Source organism: Lactococcus taiwanensis (genome assembly GCF_017068355.1).
Taxonomy (GTDB): domain Bacteria; phylum Bacillota; class Bacilli; order Lactobacillales; family Streptococcaceae; genus Lactococcus; species Lactococcus taiwanensis.
The window spans coordinates 529,298-550,675 of record NZ_CP070872.1; the positions used below are offsets into that span (position 1 = coordinate 529,298).

Annotated in this window: 20 protein-coding genes; 16 read left to right on the forward strand and 4 right to left on the reverse strand. The window is 37.9% G+C overall.

The genetic code is table 11. From position 1 onward, the window contains the following. Positions 1–5: 5 nt before the first annotated feature. The 9 genes from JW886_RS02665 to recA all read left to right on the forward strand — a co-directional run bounded on the left by JW886_RS02665 (position 6) and on the right by recA (position 11,840). Entirely contained in the window at positions 6–1,037 is a 1,032-nt protein-coding gene (locus tag JW886_RS02665) for an ABC transporter permease (protein WP_075524833.1), read from the forward strand. A 2-nt stretch (positions 1,038–1,039) separates the two neighbouring features. Further along, positions 1,040–2,095, forward strand: a complete 1,056-nt coding sequence (locus tag JW886_RS02670) for an ABC transporter ATP-binding protein (RefSeq protein WP_205872254.1) — start codon at positions 1,040–1,042, stop codon at positions 2,093–2,095. Further along, positions 2,085–3,026, forward strand: a complete 942-nt coding sequence (locus tag JW886_RS02675; protein ID WP_275888377.1) for an ABC transporter ATP-binding protein — start codon at positions 2,085–2,087, stop codon at positions 3,024–3,026. The genes JW886_RS02670 and JW886_RS02675 overlap by 11 nt, the downstream gene beginning before the upstream one ends. A gap of 229 nt (positions 3,027–3,255) precedes the next feature. Beyond that, positions 3,256–4,827 (forward strand): peptide chain release factor 3, encoded by a 1,572-nt coding sequence (locus JW886_RS02680; RefSeq protein ID WP_205872255.1) that lies wholly within the window; start codon positions 3,256–3,258, stop codon positions 4,825–4,827. 253 nt (positions 4,828–5,080) lie between these two features. Continuing rightward, positions 5,081–6,724 (forward strand): degradosome RNA helicase CshA, encoded by a 1,644-nt coding sequence (cshA, locus tag JW886_RS02685; protein ID WP_075524829.1) that lies wholly within the window; start codon positions 5,081–5,083, stop codon positions 6,722–6,724. A 137-nt stretch (positions 6,725–6,861) separates the two neighbouring features. Beyond that, positions 6,862–7,773 carry a GTPase Era gene (era, locus tag JW886_RS02690; protein ID WP_003131632.1) on the forward strand — a complete coding sequence of 304 codons (912 nt, stop codon included), beginning with the start codon at positions 6,862–6,864 and terminating at the stop codon, positions 7,771–7,773. Between the two features lie 96 nt (positions 7,774–7,869). Next, the gene (gene asnB / locus JW886_RS02695) at positions 7,870–9,462 is read left to right on the forward strand and encodes an asparagine synthase B (protein ID WP_205872256.1); all 1,593 of its coding nucleotides are present in this window, start codon (positions 7,870–7,872) and stop codon (positions 9,460–9,462) included. A gap of 211 nt (positions 9,463–9,673) precedes the next feature. Next, positions 9,674–10,498: a DNA-formamidopyrimidine glycosylase gene (gene mutM, locus JW886_RS02700; protein ID WP_205872257.1), complete on the forward strand. Its 825-nt coding sequence runs from the start codon at positions 9,674–9,676 to the stop codon at positions 10,496–10,498. A gap of 178 nt (positions 10,499–10,676) precedes the next feature. Continuing rightward, positions 10,677–11,840 (forward strand): recombinase RecA, encoded by a 1,164-nt coding sequence (gene recA / locus JW886_RS02705; protein WP_200407054.1) that lies wholly within the window; start codon positions 10,677–10,679, stop codon positions 11,838–11,840. Positions 11,841–11,852: 12 nt separating this feature from the next. Here the strand turns inward: recA and JW886_RS02710 are convergent, their stop codons facing one another. Further along, complete coding sequence (locus JW886_RS02710; protein ID WP_205872258.1) at positions 11,853–13,217, reverse strand: amino acid permease; 1,365 nt, start codon at positions 13,215–13,217, stop codon at positions 11,853–11,855. An 82-nt stretch (positions 13,218–13,299) separates the two neighbouring features. Then, positions 13,300–14,670 carry an amino acid permease gene (locus tag JW886_RS02715; RefSeq protein WP_075524823.1) on the reverse strand — a complete coding sequence of 457 codons (1,371 nt, stop codon included), beginning with the start codon at positions 14,668–14,670 and terminating at the stop codon, positions 13,300–13,302. Positions 14,671–14,818: 148 nt separating this feature from the next. On the opposite strand from JW886_RS02715, the gene JW886_RS02720 reads away from it, so the two are divergent. From JW886_RS02720 to JW886_RS02730, 3 genes are all read left to right on the forward strand, one after another. Continuing rightward, positions 14,819–15,202 carry a YlbF/YmcA family competence regulator gene (locus JW886_RS02720; RefSeq protein WP_200407055.1) on the forward strand — a complete coding sequence of 128 codons (384 nt, stop codon included), beginning with the start codon at positions 14,819–14,821 and terminating at the stop codon, positions 15,200–15,202. Next, entirely contained in the window at positions 15,186–15,500 is a 315-nt protein-coding gene (locus tag JW886_RS02725; RefSeq protein WP_196756710.1) for a DUF2129 domain-containing protein, read from the forward strand. The genes JW886_RS02720 and JW886_RS02725 overlap by 17 nt, the downstream gene beginning before the upstream one ends. Before the next feature lie 199 nt (positions 15,501–15,699). Beyond that, on the forward strand, positions 15,700–16,218 hold the full coding sequence (locus JW886_RS02730) for a dithiol-disulfide isomerase (RefSeq protein WP_205271707.1): 519 nt from the start codon (positions 15,700–15,702) through the stop codon (positions 16,216–16,218). Between the two features lie 60 nt (positions 16,219–16,278). Here JW886_RS02730 and JW886_RS02735 read toward each other — a convergent pair whose 3' ends face one another. After that, positions 16,279–16,872 (reverse strand): CYTH domain-containing protein, encoded by a 594-nt coding sequence (locus JW886_RS02735; protein WP_075524820.1) that lies wholly within the window; start codon positions 16,870–16,872, stop codon positions 16,279–16,281. A gap of 288 nt (positions 16,873–17,160) precedes the next feature. Here JW886_RS02735 and JW886_RS02740 point away from each other — a divergent pair, with 288 nt between their 5' ends. From JW886_RS02740 to JW886_RS02750, 3 genes are read left to right on the forward strand one after another with little or no spacing between them, the layout of a single operon-like run. Next, positions 17,161–17,820, forward strand: coding sequence for a GTP pyrophosphokinase (locus tag JW886_RS02740; RefSeq protein ID WP_075524819.1), 660 nt, complete (start codon positions 17,161–17,163; stop codon positions 17,818–17,820). Beyond that, positions 17,807–18,619, forward strand: a complete 813-nt coding sequence (locus tag JW886_RS02745; protein WP_075524818.1) for an NAD kinase — start codon at positions 17,807–17,809, stop codon at positions 18,617–18,619. The genes JW886_RS02740 and JW886_RS02745 overlap by 14 nt, the downstream gene beginning before the upstream one ends. Continuing rightward, positions 18,620–19,504 carry an RluA family pseudouridine synthase gene (locus JW886_RS02750; RefSeq protein ID WP_205872259.1) on the forward strand — a complete coding sequence of 295 codons (885 nt, stop codon included), beginning with the start codon at positions 18,620–18,622 and terminating at the stop codon, positions 19,502–19,504. 37 nt (positions 19,505–19,541) lie between these two features. On the opposite strand, the gene JW886_RS02755 is transcribed toward JW886_RS02750, so the two are convergent. Beyond that, a complete protein-coding gene (locus JW886_RS02755; RefSeq protein WP_205872260.1) occupies positions 19,542–20,354 on the reverse strand; it encodes a peptidylprolyl isomerase in 813 nt (270 codons plus the stop codon). A 381-nt stretch (positions 20,355–20,735) separates the two neighbouring features. Between JW886_RS02755 and JW886_RS02760 the strand changes: the two genes are divergently transcribed. After that, on the forward strand, positions 20,736–21,374 hold the full coding sequence (locus tag JW886_RS02760; protein ID WP_075524815.1) for an amino acid ABC transporter permease: 639 nt from the start codon (positions 20,736–20,738) through the stop codon (positions 21,372–21,374). Positions 21,375–21,378: the final 4 nt, after the last annotated feature.

Below are 21,378 nucleotides of genomic sequence, written 5' to 3' on the forward strand. Positions count from 1 at the left end.
AGAAAATGGAAAATGTAAATAAAGACTTCACCCTTGTTGGTTCAAAGGGTTCAGATTCAACAGAAAAAATTGCAAAACCAGCTCTGAGTTTCTTTCAAGATGCTTGGCGTCGTTTTAAGAAAAATAAAGTTGCTTTAGTGGCAATGTGGATTATTGCTATCACTCTTGTATTTTCGGTCATTTCAGCTGTGGTTGTGCCTCAATCTAAAGCGAACTATTTTGATCCAAATAAATCGCAAGTTTATGGAAATCTACCACCCAAACTTTCTGGCGATTTGCCTTTTTGGAATGGTGAATTTAAAGCTCCAGGTTCAACCACCCGTTCTGATGTTTATCAAGAACAAGGGGTAGAAAAAGGTAAGAGTTATGTCTTTGGGACTGACAAATATGGGCGTTCCTTAGCTAAACGGACAATTGTTGGTTTGCGCATATCGTTGATTATTGCTCTTGCTGCAGCACTGATTGACCTAGTAATTGGGGTGACCTATGGGATTATTTCCGGCTGGATGGGCGGAAAAGTCGATATGGTCATGCAACGGATCATTGAAATCATCCAATCTGTACCTAACTTAGTTGTGGTAACAATGCTTGCCCTACTCTTAGGACAAGGGATTTCATCAATTATTATTGCGATTGGTCTATTTGCATGGACCGGGATGGCCAGGCAGGTACGGAACATGGTTCTCTCCTATAAGGAGCGTGACTTCGTCTTGGCCTCAAAAACTTTAGGACAATCTACTTGGAAAATCGCTACAAAACATTTGTTGCCAAATGTTTCTGGAGTCATTGTGGTTCAAATCATGTTTGATATTCCAAGTATGATCATGTATGAAGCAGTTTTATCTGCAATTAATCTAGGGGTTAAACCTCCGACATCTTCTCTTGGTACATTGATTAATGATGGGATTGCAAGTTTACAATTTTATCCCTTCCAGCTGATTATCCCAGCCATAGTATTGTCTGTATTATCGTTAACTTTCATTTTCTTCGGTGACGGTTTACGTGATGCCTTTGACCCTAGAGCAAGTGAGGACTAAAAATGACAGAAGAAAAAGTATTAGAAGTAAAAAATTTGCATGTCAATTTCCACACTTACGCTGGAGATGTAAAAGCAATTCGAAATGTTTCTTTTGATTTAGAAAAAGGGCAGACGCTAGCAATTGTTGGCGAATCAGGCTCTGGAAAATCAGTAACGACAAAAACATTGATGGGGCTAAATGCAAAGAATGCAGAAATTCCAGAGGGAGAGTTGCTCTTCAAGGGGCGGAACTTGCTGGATTTAAAAGAAGAAGAATGGCAAAAAATTCGTGGAAATGAAATTTCAATGATTTTTCAGGATCCGATGACTTCATTGGACCCTACCATGCGTATTGGCAAACAAATTGCTGAGCCAATGTTAAAACATAATAAAGGCATGAGTAAAGCTGCAGCAATGAAGCGTGCCTTAGAATTGATGCAACAAGTAGGTATCCCTGATGCTGAGCAACATATTAATGATTACCCTCACCAATGGTCAGGGGGGATGCGCCAGCGTGCGGTAATTGCAATCGCTCTTGCGGCTGACCCTGAAGTTTTAATTGCAGATGAACCAACAACAGCCTTAGATGTAACCATTCAAGCGCAAATTATGCATATGATGGCCGAATTGCAAGAAAGAATTAATTCATCAATTGTCTTCATTACCCACGACCTTGGTGTAGTTGCTGGATTTGCACACAAAGTAGCCGTGATGTACGCAGGAGAAATTGTAGAATATGGGACAGTTGAAGAAATTTTCTATAATCCCCAACATCCATATACTTGGGGACTTCTGGATTCTATGCCGACGGTTGATTCTTCGGTAGATCGCTTGGTTTCTATTCCAGGTACTCCACCAGATTTGTTAAATCCGCCCAAAGGCGATGCTTTTGCAGCACGCAATAAATTTGCCTTAGCGGTAGACTTTGAGGAAGAACCTCCTTATTTTGAAGTTTCTCCCACTCATTTTGCCAAAACTTGGCTTTTAGACCCACGAGCACCGAAGGTGACGCCTTCTGATAATATCTTAGCACGCTGGAAACGCTGGGAAGAATTGAAAGGGGAAAGTGATGCCTGAACGTAAAAAAGTAATTGAATTGAAGAACCTTGATTTGACTTTTAATAAAGGCAAAAAAGGTGCAAACAAGGCCATTAACAACGTTTCTCTGGATATTTATGAGGGAGAAACTTTTGGATTGGTTGGTGAATCGGGTTCGGGTAAGACAACAATTGGTCGAGCAATTCTTAAACTTTATGATAATTTCATTACTGGTGGAGAAATTCTCTTTGAAGGTAAAGATGTTCGTAATTTAAAAGGATCAGATTTGCGTGATTACCGTTCAGAAGCACAAATGATTTTCCAAGATCCTCAGGCTTCGCTTAATGGACGAATGCGCGTCAAAGATATCGTCGCTGAAGGACTTGATGCCAATGGTTTGGTAAAAACTAAGGCTGAACGTGATGCTCGTGTATTGGAACTCTTACGTTTAGTTGGGTTGAATGATGACCATTTGACGCGTTATCCTCATGAGTTTTCTGGCGGACAACGTCAACGGATTGGGATTGCGCGTGCACTTGCCGTAAAACCTAAATTTGTCGTAGCTGATGAACCTATTTCTGCGCTTGATGTTTCAATTCAAGCTCAGGTTGTTAATTTGATGAGAGATATTCAAGCAAAAGAAAATTTGACTTACTTGTTTATTGCTCATGATTTATCGATGGTTAAATATATTTCTGACCGAATTGGAGTCATGCACTGGGGTAAAATTTTGGAAGTTGGAACTTCTGAGCAAGTTTACAATCATCCAATTCATCCTTATACTAAGAGTTTGTTGAGTTCAATTCCGTCACCAGATCCCATTTCTGAGCGGGAACGTACTCCAATTGTTTATGACCCAACGGCTGAATTGGATGGACAAGAACGGGAAATGCGGGAAATTACCCCAGGACATTTTGTCTTTTCAACAGAGGCAGAGGCAGAAATTTACAAGAAAAACGCTACTGTATAAATAAAAAATTTAATGATAAAACAATTAGGTTTGCTGATTGTTTTTTCTTTTGTTTAATTACCCATCGGATGAATTTTTTAACGCTTTAGTTTGTTGCTAAAATTTATAAAAATCAACTATAAAATCAGAGCAAATTTTGATATAATTAAAAGAACTATTTTTTTGAGGCTTAACCAATGTAAAATAAATTAAAAATATAAATGAATAATTAAAGAAAAAGAGAGTATAAATGACTTTACAAGAAGAAATAAAAAAACGTCGGACTTTTGCTATCATCAGTCACCCGGATGCTGGTAAGACGACGATTACAGAACAATTATTGAAATTTGGGGGAGCCATTCGGGAAGCGGGGACTGTAAAAGCTCGGAAAACGGGTAATTTTGCTAAGTCAGACTGGATGGATATTGAAAAAGAACGTGGAATTTCTGTAACAAGTTCTGTCATGCAATTTGATTATGCAGGCAAACGTGTTAATATTTTGGACACGCCCGGGCACGAAGATTTCTCAGAAGATACTTATCGGACATTGATGGCGGTTGATGCTGCGGTCATGGTTATCGATAGTGCTAAAGGGATTGAAGCACAAACGAAAAAACTTTTCCAAGTTGTAAAACGCAGAGGGATTCCAGTTTTCACATTCATTAATAAACTTGACCGTGATGGGCGTGAACCGCTTGATTTGCTTTCTGAATTGGAAGAAATTCTTGGCATTGCTAGTGTACCAATGAATTGGCCAATCGGAATGGGGAAAAATTTCCAAGGGCTTTATGATTTTACGCATGGTCGTGTGGAAGTTTATCAACCTGAGGATGGCAAACGTTTTGTTGAATTTGATGAAAATGGGGAAGTGCCGACTAGTCATCCTTTGACAAAAAATCCATTCTTTACTCAAGCTTTAGAAGATGCTGAATTACTTTTGGATGCTGGAAATCAATTTTCTGAGGAAGAAGTTGTTGCAGGGCAATTGACTCCTGTTTTCTTCGGTTCGGCTTTAACGAGTTTTGGGGTAGAAACTTTCCTTGAAACCTTTTTAGAATACGCACCAGAACCTCATTCACATAAAACGGTAGATGAGGAAGAAATTGAACCGTTAAATCCTGATTTTTCTGGTTTCATTTTCAAAATCCAAGCCAATATGGACCCACGTCACCGTGACCGAATTGCGTTTGTTCGGATTGTATCTGGTGAATTTGAACGAGGAATGGATGTTAATCTTGTTCGGATGGGTAAGAAAGTGAAACTCTCAAATGTCACACAATTTATGGCTGAATCGCGAGAAAATGTTGAGAATGCTGTAGCTGGTGATATTATTGGGGTTTATGATACTGGAACTTATCAGGTTGGGGATACCTTAACCACAGGTAAATTGAAAAAAGCTTTTGAGCCATTGCCAACATTTACTCCTGAATTGTTCATGCGTGTTCAAGCCAAAAATGTGATGAAACAAAAATCTTTTCAAAAAGGCATTGACCAATTGGTACAAGAAGGAGCCATTCAGCTTTACAAATCTTATACAACTGGTGATATCATGCTTGGCGCGGTTGGGCAACTTCAATTTGAAGTCTTTAAAGACCGAATGGAACGCGAATATAATTCTGAAACTATCATGACACCAATGGGGTCAAAAACAGTACGTTGGATTAAAGAAGAAGATTTGGACGAAAAGATGTCTAGTTCACGTAATATTTTGGCACGAGATCGTTTTGACCACCCTTTATTCTTGTTTGAAAATGAGTTTGCCATGCGCTGGTTCCAAGATAAATATCCTGATGTGGAATTGCTAGAACAGTTTTCGGTGTAAGATTTAAAGAGCGTTTAAGACTGCTTTTAACTTTTAAAATACATGTTAAGAAGTTACTGACAGAGCTGTCAGTAACTTTTTAATGAAAAATAATTTAAAAAAATAAATGGCGTAAGCATTTTCAGCGAAAAAAGTGTGCTATAATAGGTAAGTTACGTCAGGCGAGTCACATAAATTTCGCCTGTAGCAAGGGTTTCGTACCCTGTAATAAAAATTTTGGCGTGGGAACACGCAGTAGAAATATAGGTAAAAAATGAAATTTAGTGAACTCGGCCTGTCAGAAGGAATCGTAAATACACTTACAGAGATTGGTTATGAGCAACCAACACCAATCCAAGAACAAACAATAAAACTTGCACTTGAAGGGCGTGACGTTCTAGGTCAAGCGCAAACAGGAACTGGTAAAACAGCGGCATTTGGTCTTCCAACAATTGAAAAAATTGATGCTTCTAATCCAGCGATTCAAGCACTTGTTATTGCGCCAACCCGTGAACTTGCGGTTCAAGGACAAGAAGAACTTTTCCGTTTTGGTAAATCAAAAGGACTTAAAGTTCGTACTGTCTTTGGTGGTTCAAGTATTGAAAAACAAATTAAAGGCCTTAAAGCTGGTGCACATATTGTTGTGGGAACACCAGGACGTTTGGTTGACTTGATTAAACGTAAAGCAATTAAATTGGATCAACTTGAAACTTTAATTCTTGATGAAGCAGATGAAATGTTGAACATGGGATTTTTGGAAGACATCCATTTCATCATTGAAAAAACACCAGAAAATCGTCAAACATTGCTCTTTTCTGCAACAATGCCTGCCGACATCAAAAAAATTGGTGTGAAATTCATGAAAAATCCTGAACACATCAAAATTGCAGCCAAAGAAATGACGGCTGACCGTATTGATCAATATTATGTGAAAACAAAAGAATTTGAAAAATTTGATGTTTTGACTCGTTTGCTTGATGTGGAACGTCCAGAACTTGCAATTGTTTTCGGTCGTACAAAACGCCGTGTTGACGAATTGATTCGTGGGCTTAAATTGCGCGGTTACCGTGCTGAAGGAATGCACGGTGATTTAGACCAAAATAAACGTTTGGCCGTATTGCGTGATTTCAAAGCAGGACACATTGACGTTTTGGTGGCAACTGACGTTGCCGCTCGTGGACTCGACGTGTCAGGAGTGACTCACGTTTATAACTACGACATTACTCAAGACCAAGAAAGCTATGTTCACCGGATTGGTCGTACCGGTCGTGCTGGTAAATCAGGACGTTCAGTAACATTTGTTTCATACAACGAAATGGGTTACCTTCGTGCCATTGAAAAGTTGACAAACAAACCAATGAAAGGCTTGAAACCACCTACAAAAGAAGAAGCTTATGAAGCTTCACTCTCAGTAGCTATGGATGATGTGCTTCGTGATTTGTCTGATGACTCAGCTAAAGCAAAATTGGCTAAATTTGACAAACAAGCAGCGAGCCTACTTGAAAAATTTGATGCTAAAGAATTGGTTGCTTTACTTCTTCAAGGTCGCGTAAAAGACCCTGATAATCAAGAAGAAGTTAAGATTACAGCTGAACGTCCATTGCCATTTAATGGTGAAGGAAAAGGCTTCAAGAAAAAAGGTAAAGGTGGCGGCGGACGCTATAAAGGTCGTGGAAATGGTGACCGTGATGGAAACCGTGGCGGCTACCGTGGCAATCGTGATGGTAAAGATGGCGAACGCGGTGGAGATCGTAAACGCAACTGGAAAGACCGTGATGATAACCGTGGCGGTTACCGTGGAAAACGTGATGACCGTCGTTTTGACGATCGTAAACAAGGAGAAAAAACTCCTCGTAAACGTACCACTGGTACAGAAAAATCAGCTGGCTTCGTAATGCGTAGCCGTGGCGATAAATAAGACTAATAAAAATTCACTGACCGAGCTGTCAGTGAATTTTTTAACTTCAGATTGCTGACCGGTCCATCAGTAAACCTTCCTCGCTCTTCTTTGAGAATGTTGCTTTAAAATAACTGATTTTATGCTATAATAGCGCTATGACAAATAACAAATTTAAATCAGGATTTGTGGCGATTTTAGGTCGTCCAAATGTTGGAAAATCAACATTTATGAACCACGTGATGGGACAAAAAATTGCCATCATGTCAGATAAACCTCAAACAACAAGAAATAAAATTCAAGGCATTTATACTACAGAAAATGAACAAATTGTTTTCATTGATACGCCAGGTATTCACAAACCACACAATGCTTTAGGCGATTTCATGGTTCAATCTGCTTATTCGACTTTACGTGAATGTGATGTCGTTTTGTTCATGGTTGCGGCTGATGAACCACGTTCAACCGGTGAAAATATGATTATTGAGCGCTTGAAAAAGGCAGAAGTTCCTGTCATTTTGGTCGTCAATAAAATTGATAAAATTCATCCTGACCGTCTTTTTGAAATTGTAGCCGATTATACTTCACAAATGGAGTTTTCTGAAGTGGTCCCCATCTCAGCTAAACAAGGGAATAATACAGAAAGATTAATTGATACGCTCTCTGAAAAATTGGACGAGGGTCCTCAATATTTCCCAGAAGATCAAATCACTGACCATCCTGAGCGTTTTCTTGTTTCAGAAATGATTCGTGAAAAAATCTTATTATTAACTCGGGAAGAAGTTCCACATTCAATCGCGGTCACTACTGATCAAATGACGCGTGATGAAGAAACGGGTAAGATTCATATCATGGCAACAATTATTGTTGAACGCAAGAGCCAAAAAGGAATCATTCTTGGTAAAGGCGGCGATATGATTCGTAAAATCGGGAAAATGGCGCGTCGAGATATTGAAATTATGCTTGGGGATAAAGTTTATCTTGAAACTTGGGTTAAAATCAAAAATGATTGGCGCGACCGAAAAATGGATTTAGCGGACTTTGGCTACAATCGTGATGATTATATGTAATGAAAATAGCGAAGCTTCGCTATTTTTTTATTTTATTATGAAATTTACAGATAATTGTGATATAATGTTGAAAATTATAATTATTTGGGGGATATTATGTGCGGATTTTTATTTATGGAGTTGTCTGATTTAACAGAGGAAGACTTTAAAAGGAATTTGGAATTGATTGAGCATCGAGGACCGGATGACCAACAGCATGTTCGTGATACTTTGGGAAATGATTTTGGGTTTTGCCGGCTTTCAATCATGGATTTATCAGACTTGGGACGTCAGCCTTTTGGTTTAAATGGCAAAAGAGTGATGTGTAATGGTGAAATCTATAACTTTTTAAGTCTCCGTAAGTTCTTGGAAACAAAAGGTTATAAATTTATTGGTGATTCTGACTGTGAGGTTCTTTTACCACTTTTTGAAACTGCTGGAATCGAAACAATGGTAAAAATGCTCGATGCTGAATTTGCTTTTGTCTTGGTTGATGAAAACACTGCTGAAATTTTTGCTGCTCGTGACCCCTTTGGAATTCGTCCACTTTTTTATGGTTATAATAAAGTAACTGGAAAAATTTGTTTTTCTTCTGAAGCCAAAGCACTAATTTCAACATGTAATGATGTGACACCATTTCCTCCAGGTTACTACTATGCCAATGGTGAATTTCATGTTTTTAATGACATTGCTGAGGTTTCAACAATTGTTGAAGAACCTTTGGCTGAAATTTCAGGACATATTCGTCGCAAATTGGAACGTGCAGTCAAAAAACGTCTTCATGCAGATGCTCCAATGGGCTATCTCTTGTCAGGGGGGTTAGATTCATCATTGGTTTGTGCGATTGCAGCTAAGGAATTAGAAAGTCCAATCAAAACCTTTGCTATTGGAATGGAAACCGATCCGATTGATTTGAAATATGCTCGTGAAGTGGCAGATTTCTTACGAACTGACCATACCGAAATTCTGATGACAAAAGAAGATGTCCTTTCATCAGTCCGTGAAGTGATTTGGCACTTAGAAACATGGGATATCACAACGATTCGGGCTTCTATTGGCATGTATTTAATCTGTAAATATATTCACGAGAATACAGAACTGAAAGTTTTGATGACTGGTGAAGTTTCTGATGAAATGTTTGGTTATAAATATACTGACTTTGCTCCATCAGCTGGTGCCTTTCAAAAAGAAGCTCAAAAACGAGTGCATGAACTTTATATGTATGACGTCCTGCGGGCTGACCGCTGTTTAGCGGCTCATTCTCTTGAAGCGCGTGTTCCTTTTGCTGATTTGGATTTTGCGGCCTATGTCATGTCTATTAATCCCAGCAGAAAATTGAATACTTATGGCAAAGGGAAATATCTCTTGCGTCATGCTTTTGAAGGGACTGAACTATTACCAGATGAGATTTTATTCAGAGAAAAAGCTGCTTTTTCTGACGCTGTTGGTCATTCAATGGTTGACTATTTAAAAGAATTTGCTGACGAAAAATATTCTGATGATGACTTGGCAAAGGCCAGTGAAAAGTATCCAAAACATACACCATTTACCAAAGAATCATTGATGTATCGTGAGATTTTTGAAGAATTTTATCCAGGATATGAAGATTGGATTCTTGATTTTTGGATGCCTAATCGCGATTGGGTTGGGGCAGAAGTTACTGACCCATCAGCTCGCGTTTTATCAAATTATGGTGATTCTGGAAAGTAATTTTCAAAAGTCAAAAGACAAAAAATTGTATAAGAAATGGTAAAATAGTCACTGGCCCCTAAAAAAGGGGACCTTTAAAATAGAGGTATTATCGTTCTCAATTCATAGAGAGAAAAAGAAGGATAAGAGATGTTTTAAAGGAGGAGCGGTGCTGGTTTTGCCGTTTTTTTACTGACAGACTAGTCAGTAGTTTTCGAGGAGGGAGGTGACTATGCCAGAATTACCAGAAGTTGAAACAGTCAGACGAGGACTGGAGAAAGAAGTAGTTGGTCTACCTATTCGAGGGATTGAGGCGACGTATCCCCGGATGGTTTTAACGGGATTTGAACAACTTCAAAAAACCTTGCAAGGGCAAACAATTACAGGAATTTCACGACGTGGCAAGTATTTAATCTTTGAAATCGGAGAGCACTGGCGCTTAATTTCACATCTGAGAATGGAGGGGAAATATCGTCTTGCGGTGCTTGATGAGCCCTTGAGAAAACATGACCATTTGTCAATTAAATTTGATGATAAGCAGTTGATCTACTCTGACGTTCGTAAGTTTGGAACTTGGGAGCTTATACTTACTGACCAATTGGTCAGCTACTTTCTTCAAAAGAAAATTGGTCCAGAGCCTACTTATGAAGCATTCGATGAAGAGATATTCAGAGAAAAATTAAAAAAATCGACGAAAAAGATAAAACCTTATCTATTGGAACAAAGCCTTGTCACAGGTTTGGGAAATATTTATGTTGATGAGGCCCTTTGGTATTCTAAAATCCATCCCGAAACACGAGCAAATCTACTTGATGACAGATCCGTGCATGAGTTACACGACGCAATCATAGAGCTATTACAAAAAGCTGTTCGCTTAGGTGGATCGAGCATTCGAACTTATAGTGCCCTAGGCACAACTGGGAAAATGCAAGATGAATTGCAAGTCTACGGAAAAGCAGAAACTCCTTGTTCTCGGTGCGGAACAAAAATTCAAAAAATTAAAGTTGGAGGTCGGGGTACCCATTTTTGCCCAACTTGTCAAATAAAAATTGGCTGACAGCTTGATCAGTTCGTCTAACTTTTGAACGCGAATTACCCTTGAATCAAGAATTTTAAAAATTAAATTAAAAGTGACAAATGTAAGATAAAAACGTATAGATAAAGTATAGAGGGCTTATAAAAAGTCTCGAAAAATGCTATAATTAAACCATAATAAAGAATAACGGAGATAAAATTTGGCAACAAAGAAAAAAACAAATTTTGATGATATTACCAAAAAATATGGCGCTGAGCGTGACAAAGCTTTGGCAGATGCACTTGCTCTGATTGAAAAAGACTTTGGGAAAGGTTCACTTATGCGTCTTGGCGAAGCAGCCAACCAAAAAGTGTCAGTAGTAAGTTCAGGCTCACTTGCACTTGATATTGCGCTTGGTGCAGGTGGTTATCCTAAAGGACGTATCGTTGAAATCTATGGACCAGAATCTTCTGGTAAAACAACAGTTGCGCTTCATGCCGTTGCAGCGGTTCAAAAAGAAGGTGGCATTGCAGCCTTTATCGATGCTGAAAATGCGCTTGACCCAGAATATGCAAAAGCGCTCGGTGTCAATATCGATGAACTTTTACTTTCACAACCAGACTATGGTGAACAAGGGCTTCAGATTGCTGAAAAATTGATTACATCTGGTGCAGTTGACTTGGTTGTTATTGACTCAGTTGCAGCTTTGGTACCTAAAGCCGAAATTGACGGTGAAATTGGTGACAGTTCAGTTGGGCTTCAAGCTCGTATGATGTCACAAGCCATGCGTAAACTTGCAGGACATATTAATAAAACAAAAACAACAGCAATTTTCATCAACCAATTGCGTGAAAAAGTTGGGGTTATGTTTGGTTCGCCAGAAACAACACCTGGTGGTCGTGCGTTGAAATTCTATGCATCTGTACGTCTTGATGTTCGTGGATCAACAAAGATTGAAGAAGGGTCTGGCGATAATAAGACTCAAGTGGGTAAAGAAACAAAAATCAAAGTTGTAAAAAATAAAGTCGCTCCACCATTCAAAGTCGCATTAGTTGATATTATGTTTGGTGAAGGAATCTCAAAAACAGGTGAATTACTAAAAATTGCTGTCGATGAGGGGATTATCAAGAAATCAGGGGCTTGGTTTGCTTACAACGATGAGAAAATTGGTCAAGGAGCTGAAAAAGCTAAAGCATTCCTCAAGGAACATCAAGAAATTTTTGATGAAATCGACCACAAAATTCGTTCTACACATGGTCTCTTAGGCGACACAGAGGGTGTAGAGGAGACGAACGATGGGACAACTGCTAAAACGAAAACCTCTAAAGCTAAAAAGACTGATTCAGCAGAATCAGAAGAAATTGAACTAGAACTTGAAGACTAAAAAAACAGCTGTTTATTCAGCTGTTTTTGTTTTTCTAAAGAAGGTTATTAAGCCAAAAATTACAATCCAAATAACTGAACCAATTGCTGGAACAACAGTATCTTTGAAGAAAAAGAGAGAGATGAAAATTAAAATAAAACCTCCTATTGCTATAGGTACAAAGAAAGATGCACCCGGAAGAACGAATCCTTCTGGATCGAAATCATTCGATTTCCGATATTTCAAATAAGCAAGTAGGGTCATTAAATAAACAACTAAGAAGAGATTTGTGGCTACACTTGTGATAAAAACAAAAGCATTAGAAATTGCAGGTATCATCGAAATGAACGGCGTTAATAAAATCAATATAGCGGTGCAAAGCAGTGCATTGAGAGGAATGCCAGATTTTGAAAACTTAGTAAAAGGCTTTAAAATTTTATCGCCATTTATTTTAGATAAAGAATATAAATTTCGTGTTGTAGAAAAGAGAGCTGAATTTAAAGCTGATGCTGCGGAGGTGAGCACCACAAAATTAATTAGAGCTGCTGCCCATTTAATCCCTATTAATTGGAAAATCATAACAAAGGGTGACTGGTCCGCTGGGATTTCTTGCCACCGATAGATACTCATAATTGCTAACAAAGCCCCTATATAAAATAAAACAATCCGAATTGGGATTTGATTAATCGCCTTCTTTAAAGTAGTTCTAGGATTTTCAGTTTCTGCAGCAGTCATTCCGATAAATTCCATTGCTACGAAAGCAAACATGACCATTTGAAAGCTTTCAAAAAATTTAGATAGACCATTCGGAAAAAACTGGAAGCCATCTGAAATATTTCGCAAACTTACAGTGTCTGCTCCAGAGTGGTAATGGCTGAACATTAAAATGATGGCGGTTAATATCAAACCAATAATCGCTACGATTTTGATCATCCCAAACCAAAATTCTGCCTCCCCAAAAAATCTTGAGTTGAGGGTGTTCAAACCAGTCAATAAGGCTAATACTACCACTTCGGTAATCCAGACGGGGATACCGGGGAGCCAAAAATGCATATAAGTACCGATCGCAGTAAGTTCAGCCATTGCTACAAAGACAACAACGAGGAGGTACGACCATTGGATAAAGTAACCAGGTTTGGTCCCTAAATAACGGGAAACGAAATTTAAAAAAGAATGTTGATTCGGGTCTTGATATAACATCTCACCAATAGCACGTAGAAGCACAAACATCAATGCGCCGATGACTAGATAAACAAAAATAATAGAAGGTCCAGTAAGATGGATGGATTTTCCCGCTCCAAGGAACAGACCTGTTCCTATTGTTCCCGCAATTGCAATGAGTTGTATATGACGATTTTTAAGCCCACGTGTGGGTGTTTTGTTTTCTTTTGTAGTCATTTATAAGATACTCCTTAAGAAATATTATACTCCACTTTAAGGAGATTTTCATGCACGATCTTGTAAGTCAGCTGGAAGAGTTTTATATTCTTTTAAAGTAGGAGAAGAGTCCGAAGAAAATCGTCCATACTACGGCGCCAACAGCAGGGTAGAGCGTATCCTTGCTAAAGAAAAGCGAGATGAAGATGAGCATGAAAATAAGAAAAACTAAGGGAACAAAATATTTAGCTTTGGGAGTCAGAAAACCTTGCGGATCAAAATCTTGTGATTTACGATACTTATAAAAAGTATAAAGTTGTATGAAATAAACGACTAAAAATAAGTTTGTTGTACATGATGCTGCAAAATCAAAGGCATTTTGTATTTGAGGGATTAAAGTTAGTACGGGCCCAAAAAGAGCGAGAGCAGTGACTAAATAGAGGGAATTGAGTGGAATACCATTTTTGGAGAGTGTCGTGAAAATACCCAGTCTTCCTTTGTTATGTTGCTGTGCGAGGGAATACATATTACGAGTAGCTGAAAAAAGGGAACTGTTTAGAGCAGAGGCAGCAGAAGTAAGGACAACAAAATTCACTAGAGCAGCTGCCCACTTAATACCAATAAGTTGGAAAACCATGACAAAAGGAGAGCGATCAGCGGGAAGAACATGCCAGTCAAAAATTGCCATGATTGAAAGGAGCGCTCCCACATAAAAAATCAGAATTCTAATAGGAATTTGATTAATCGCTTTAGGAAGAGTCTGTTGTGGGTTTGAGGTCTCAGCAGCAGTCATACCAATGAATTCCATAGAAGTAAAAGCGAACATAACCATTTGCAGTGCACCAATAAAATTCCATACCCCTTTAGGAAAAAACTGGAAGTGATAAGTGATATTGGAGAGAGAAACAGAACCATTGAAGTGCTGTCCATGTAGGACAGTTGTATAACTAAAATGATTGAGCAGTAAGATAAGAGCTGTTAAAATCATTCCTAAAATAGCAGCTACTTTGATAATCGCAAACCAAAATTCAGTTTCACCGAAAAATCGAGCATTCAGAGTATTTAAGCTAAATAAAAGAAGTAATGCAACAATTTCAATGAGCCAGAGAGGAACGTGTGGTAACCAAAACTGAATATAGGTGCCAATTGCAGTCAGTTCGGAGATGCAAACAAAAACGAGGACCAGCCAGTAGGACCATTGGGAAAAGTAACCTAATCGAGGACCAGAATATTTGGTAACAAAGTTGAGAAAGCTATGTTGTGTTGGATCTTGATAGAGCATTTCTCCAATAGTTCTCAGGAAGATGAACATGGCTACCCCAATAACCAGATACGCAAAGAGTATGGAAGGACCGGTCATACTTATGGTTTTTCCCGCTCCAAGAAATAATCCAGTACCAATCGTTCCCGCAATTGCAATAAGTTGTATATGACGATTTTGCAGACCTCTTTGTGGAGCTTTATTTTTTTCCATGATAATTCCTTTTAATTTTTCTGATAATTTTTGAATAATATGAATAATATTATATCAAAATTGGTTCTCTTGTTTCAAGTCTGATTTTATTTGTTAGGAATTGGGTATGGCCAATGTTCGCTTTTCACATTTATGTTATAATAAAAGTATGTTAATCATTGATGAAGATCTCATAGAAATAGATGATTTAGTTGAAAATATCGTCCAAGCTTTTAGCTGCTTTCCCGAAGTTGAGGCTTATCGTCATGCTAAAACTAAGTTTACTGAAGATGAAATCTTACAAAAAAAAATCACTCAGCTCAATGAAAATCAGAAATATATCGCTTTTCGCCCAGAATTGAGAGCCTTACAAAAGGAAATCAATACTAACGATAAAGTTTATGCTTTACGCCTTGCTGAAAACGACGTTCAAGCTATTTTATCAGATTTAACCAAGGCAATCACTCAAAGTATTTCTGACAATATTTATGTAGACGAAAATTTACCACTGAAAGGAGGACGGCATGAGCGACATCATGGACATCATGGATAAGAAAACAACACGTCCCTTAATCGTGCCGGAGCGGGTAGCAGTATATGTTTACTGCTATTCATATAAAGGAACACGCCAGTTAGCTAAATATGGTGATGTAGTTTATACGAGCCAAAAATCTAATTATAGTCTATTATATACTGACAAAGAGGATTTACCTGATCTTTTAAAAAAACTTAAGACTTTAAAATTTGTAAAACGTGTGCGTGTGGGTCACTTGAAAGAATTGGACAAAAATTTTTCGGAGGCATTTGCCCAAACGAATCTTGAAGTTAAAGAAGCATTAGAGAGTTTGTAAGAATAGATAAAAAGGCATTTTGTATATTATTTGAGTGACTGTCTTTTTTTTGTTAAGATGGTTTGAGGGGAAGAACTTCAATGGGAAGTATCCTTAGATTTAATCTTGAAAGATAGGTAAAAGTGAGCGCGAGATGTATTCTTTAGAATTATAGTAAATTCGCACTTAAATAAATTAGTTTAGTCAAGGAAATAATTATATGTTGGAGATTCATTATTACTTTACACCAATATTGGATCGGATGGAGACTTTCGATCAAAATGATTGGTATCTTAATCCTATTGTTACTTTAGCAACGGCCAAAGCTCTCAGAGATGCTCAAGATTTGCCAAAGGACGTACGCTCACTGAATGCTTGTTATGATCGGCTAGAAAAGATTTCACTGGACTTTTTAACCGTTAATCTCTACGGCAGAAAGCAAGGACGACTTTACTTACTGCTACTCCAGGAATTATTGGAAGAATCAACAATTTTAGATTATACTGGACAACTGCGTCAGAAAATATTGAGTAAGATTGGAGTTTCCACTGCTGACTTCTTAGAATATCGTTCTTTTGCAAAAAAACATCTGTCTTTGATGCTCCAACAGTTTCGTAAATACGAATTTGAAGGCGCACCAGCGGCTCTGATAATGACGGAAGAAGAGTGCTTACAGGTAGAAAATTGTTCACATAACGTTTTGCAAAATTATTTACATCACATTGAAAAAACCGCCTGATACAGTGCGGTTTTTTGTGTAGAAGTTGTCAATTTGAAGATTTGATATTGATTTTGAGGGTTATTTTTTTAAGTGACGCAAGCAATCCAAAAAGCGGACTACTTTTGACTTAGAAAAGCGATATTCCACACGATTTTTTTCCAAGAATTCGAAGAAATCTTTTTTTCCTTGTTTATTATCATCTACTTCCAATTCTAGCTCATAATCAGTATGTCCTAAATAGTCATTTTTATCTAAAGCGGCAAGACCTATTGGTAAATGTTGCTCATAACGAATGGTTGTGAGACTTCCGATAAGTGTAATTTCATCAAGATTGATATCTCGTGCAGTTAAAATTTCACAAATTTCGCTTAAATCAGTATGACCACAGACAATGTTGCGTTCTCCAAGGAGCTGTTGTGCTTCCTCAAGGGTAAGATCAATGTTATATTCGATATTCCCAACTTCTTGAGGCACTTTTAAGGTCATTTCAGCAGATTTGTCGAAAGTTCGGATCCGTAAAGCAAGTTTTTTCTTACGTAATTTAAAGTCTTTAGAATCTAAGTAGTGGTTTGTCTGTCTGACGGGGGTGACATGAGTGAAAAGTTTTTTTAACTGGTCATACTCTGCGAGGGATAGTAGCGACTTATACTCAATCTCCAAATTCGTGCTCATTTTTTAATAATATTAGGATTATTTCGGTTCGAAATAATCATTCCTTTCAGATTTGATAAACAATATATTAATTAAAAGTATAGCAGAACCCACGATAGAAGTAAAGATAATAAAAAATAACGGCTTAAAGAATAGATCTGATGAGCTTTTCTATAAGATAGTAACAGATGTCAAGAATCGTAAGTTGTGTTAAAATATTATAAGTGGCATTATAGAAGTACTGATGAATTTAGAATCTAGATTCTCAGAAAGGAGAATGTAAAGTAATAGCTTTGCAGCGTGAAATAGATGTTTAACTGGGAAGAATTTCTTGATCCTTATATCCAAACTGTTGGTGAATTAAAAATAAAATTACGAGGAGTACGGAAACAATATTTAAAAAAGGGACTTTATTCTCCAATTGAATTTGTAACTGGTCGAGTGAAACGACGTGATTCAATTATAAAAAAAGCGAAGTTACGTGGCTATACACGGGATAATCTCTATGAGATGGAAGATTTAGCCGGGATACGAGTAATGGTTCAATTCGTTGACGACGTGTGGGATGTTCTAGAACTTTTACGTAAGCGCAAAGACTTCAAAATTATTGAGGAACGCGATTACATTAACAATCAAAAAGCCTCTGGTTACCGTTCTTATCATGTAATCATCGAGTATCCGATTGATACTATTGATGGCTTCCAGATTGTGAATGCTGAGATACAGATACGTACCTTAGCAATGAATTTTTGGGCGACTATTGAGCACTCTCTAAATTACAAATACGGTGGTTTGATTCCTGAAGATGTTAAAGAGCGACTGACTAATGCAGCAAGAGAAGCAGCACAGCTTGATGCAGAAATGGGTGAAATACGTGAAGATATTCAAGAAGCTCAACTGCTCTTTGATCGTCCACAACAGAAACAAGATATAAAGAAAGAAAACGGAGAAGAAGATGAACTTTGGTAAAAAAATCTGGCTCATCGGTAATACGAGTGAAAAATCGAAGAAAACGATGGAAAAATTGAGTAAGATTTTAAAAGCCGAGCACTTCCTTTTCGATGATATTAATCCAGATATTGTCATATCTGTGGGCGGCGATGGGACACTTTTGCGTGCCATGCATATGTATGAATATCAGCTTAATCGTGTGAGATTTTTGGGTGTACATACGGGGCATTTGGGGTTCTATACAGATTTTACTGATGAGGATCTTTTTGAAGTAGTAGATGCGCTATATGAAGAAAATCCAGCTAAAGCTATCCATTATCCCTTGATAAAAGTTCAAGTTAATTTTGCAGATGGTTACCAAATTGTTCGTCATGTTCTTAACGAATCAACTATTCGTCGAGCTAGCAAAACAATGGTGGGCGACGTACGGATTTCTGATTATCTTTTTGAACGTTTTCGGGGAGATGGTCTTTCTATTTCGACTCCCACGGGATCAACTGCCTATAATAAGTCGATTGGTGGTGCTGTCGTTCACCCTCGTGTGAAGGCGATGCAAGTAGCCGAGATTGCGAGTCTTAACAATGTGGTTTACCGTACACTGGGCTCGCCTATGATTGTCGCTGAGAAGGATATTATCACGGTCTGCCCCGCCCCAGAAGATGACTACAGTTTAACTTTTGATCAATTAACTTTTGAGTACAAAAACATTAAATCTATCGAATACAGTTTAGATGGCACGACAATTTCTTTTGCCAACTGTGCACATACTTCATTTTGGGAACGTGTAAGTAAGGCTTTTATTGGGGAGGTCGAATAAATGGAATTCTCCTTTACAAACGATATTGACGGGAATATGGTTAAGTCAATGCTCGGACGTCATGGAATTTCCAAACGCTTGCTCGCAAAGGTAAAGTTTGATGGAGGTAGAATTTCAGTAAATGGTATAGAAAGAAATGCGATTTATCGTCTTAGAAAAGATGATGTCGTGACCCTTACCGTACCAGATGAACCTAACAATGAGAAATTACTCCCTGAGGAGGTGCCCTTAAACATCCTTTTTGAAGATGAACATTATCTGGTTGTAGAAAAGCCAGCGGGAAAACCTTCTATCACAGGATCTCTTCACCCGGTAGGGGCCATGTCCAACGCGATAAAAGGATACATTACTCAGAAAAATTATCCAAATCAAACGGTCCATATCATTACGCGGTTAGATCGTGATACGAGTGGCTTAATGTTTTTTGCTAAACATCGTTATGCTCATGCTTTGATGGTTCAGCATCGTTACCGAGATACATTGGAAAAACGTTATTTTGCGCTCGTTTCCTCTGAAGGTTTGCCTGATAAAGGAAAGATGGATTGGCCGATTGGTCGACGCGATGATTCAATTATTCAGCGGCAAGTTCGATTTGATGGTCAAGCAAAATCTGCACTGACGACTTTTGAAGTTGCTGATAGAAAAAACGGTTTAGCTTTAGTTGATGTGACGCTCCATACAGGGCGCACCCATCAAATCCGGGTACATTTTTCGCATCTTGGTTACCCCTTAATAGGAGATGATCTTTATGGGGGCAATCATGAGCTGATAAAGCGGCAAGCACTGCATTGCCATCATTTACAATTTCTGCATCCCTTTACCGAGCAAATGGTTCAGGTTGAATTAGAGCTTCCTGATGACATAAAAAATTTACTGAGCGTATGAAAAAAGTTACTGACGAAGCTGTCAGTAACTTTTTATGTTAAAATTTCCAATCTTTGATTACTTTAATTCCTGTAATTTTTTCAGGTTTTACTGGGGAAGAACTTTCTCCAGATGAATTGGTTTCAACTTCAGCAGAAGCGATCTTGTCAACAACATCCATGCCCGAAATAACTTGTCCAAACACGGTATAACTGCCATCAAGGCTAGGGTATCCCCCTTTTTTATAAGCATCCTCAATCTTTGAAGGACGTAAAAAATTAGAAAGTTGACTGCTCATATCTTCAGCATTTTGAACGATGAAGAATTGGGAGCTACTTGAATTGGCTTGACCAGTGTTCGCCAATGATAAAGCGCCACGGATGTTGTAAAGTTGGTTTGAAATCTCTGTTGCAAAAGGCTGATTGTCATTCACGACCGATTTACTACCAGTTCCTTGATTTGAAGGATCACCTGTCTGAATCATGAAATTTTTAATAACGCGGAAGAACTCATTATTTTTATAATAGTCTTCTTTAGCTAAAGTGAGAAAATTTTCAACTGCGAGTGGGGCAAGTTTAGGAAAGAGTTTAATCTTGATATTTCCAGCACTTGTTTGAATTTCGACTTCAGCTTCATCTTTACCGACAGTATCATTCAATTGAGGAAGCTTGAGTTTATCAAGACTTGTCTGACTAGTCTTTTTTCCATCGATTCCGGTAGGTTCACTGGATTGTGTACTTGTCTGTGTAGTTTGCTGAGTAGAGGTTTCATCATTTTTGGGTTGATTGGCTAGAAAAATTAATAAGCCAACAACTACAATGAGAACGACCCCTAATCCCACATAAAGGAGAGGTGATTGTTTCTTATTCATAGCAATATTTTAACATAAAAATGGACAATTATAAATTTCTATCACAAACTTCTTGCAATTTTTATGAAAAAGGTATAGAATAGAAAAAAATCAAGAAAGGAGAATCACAAATGTATAACTATAATTTATCTTCACTCCATCATCATGTGCATAGATAAAAGTTGTGTCATACAGTAGGTATAGATACAGCTTTAGAGTACGCTCAAGTATCTATGCCGGTGATTCTCAAGAAGACCGGTTGTAAAAGACAGCCGGTCTTTTTATTTGTTCGTACTTGCCTTTGTAAATTTTATTTTCAAAAAAATAAATATAGACAAAGGTTATTTGTTTACTTATATCAGTCTGAAAATTCTGATAATTAAAGATTTAGAAAGGAAAAAAATGTCTTATCTTTTTGAGATTTTCCCACAACTCGCTCAGGGATTTATTGTTACCCTTCAAGTTTTTATCATTACACTCATTCTAGCTATTCCACTAGGGGGCTTATGCGCTTTCCTTATGCGTTTACCAGTAATTAAGTGGTTGTTAAATTTTTATGTGTGGATCATGCGAGGGACCCCCCTACTTTTGCAAATTATCACGGTCTACTATGGCTTACCTCTTGTAGGTCTAAATATTCAAAGTCGGTTGTTTGCTTGTCTTATCGCCTTCGTTCTAAATTATGCTGCTTATTTTGCCGAGATTTTCCGAGGGGGAATTGCTGCTATTCCACAGGGACAATATGAAGCAGCAAAAGTCCTTAAATTTACTCCTTGGCAAACAGCACGACTGATTATCCTTCCCCAAGTTGCTAAGATTGTTTTACCTAGTGCAATGAATGAAGTGATTAATCTTGTTAAAGATAGCTCTTTGGTTTATATTGTTGGTTTATTTGATATTGTGTTGGCTGCTCAAACCGCGATGAATCGCGATGTGACTCTTGTACCAATGTTTATGGCTGGCTTGTTTTACTTAGTGTTTATTGGTATTTTGACTCTTTTAGCCAAACAACTTGAAAAAAAATTCAATTTTTATAAGTGAGGAA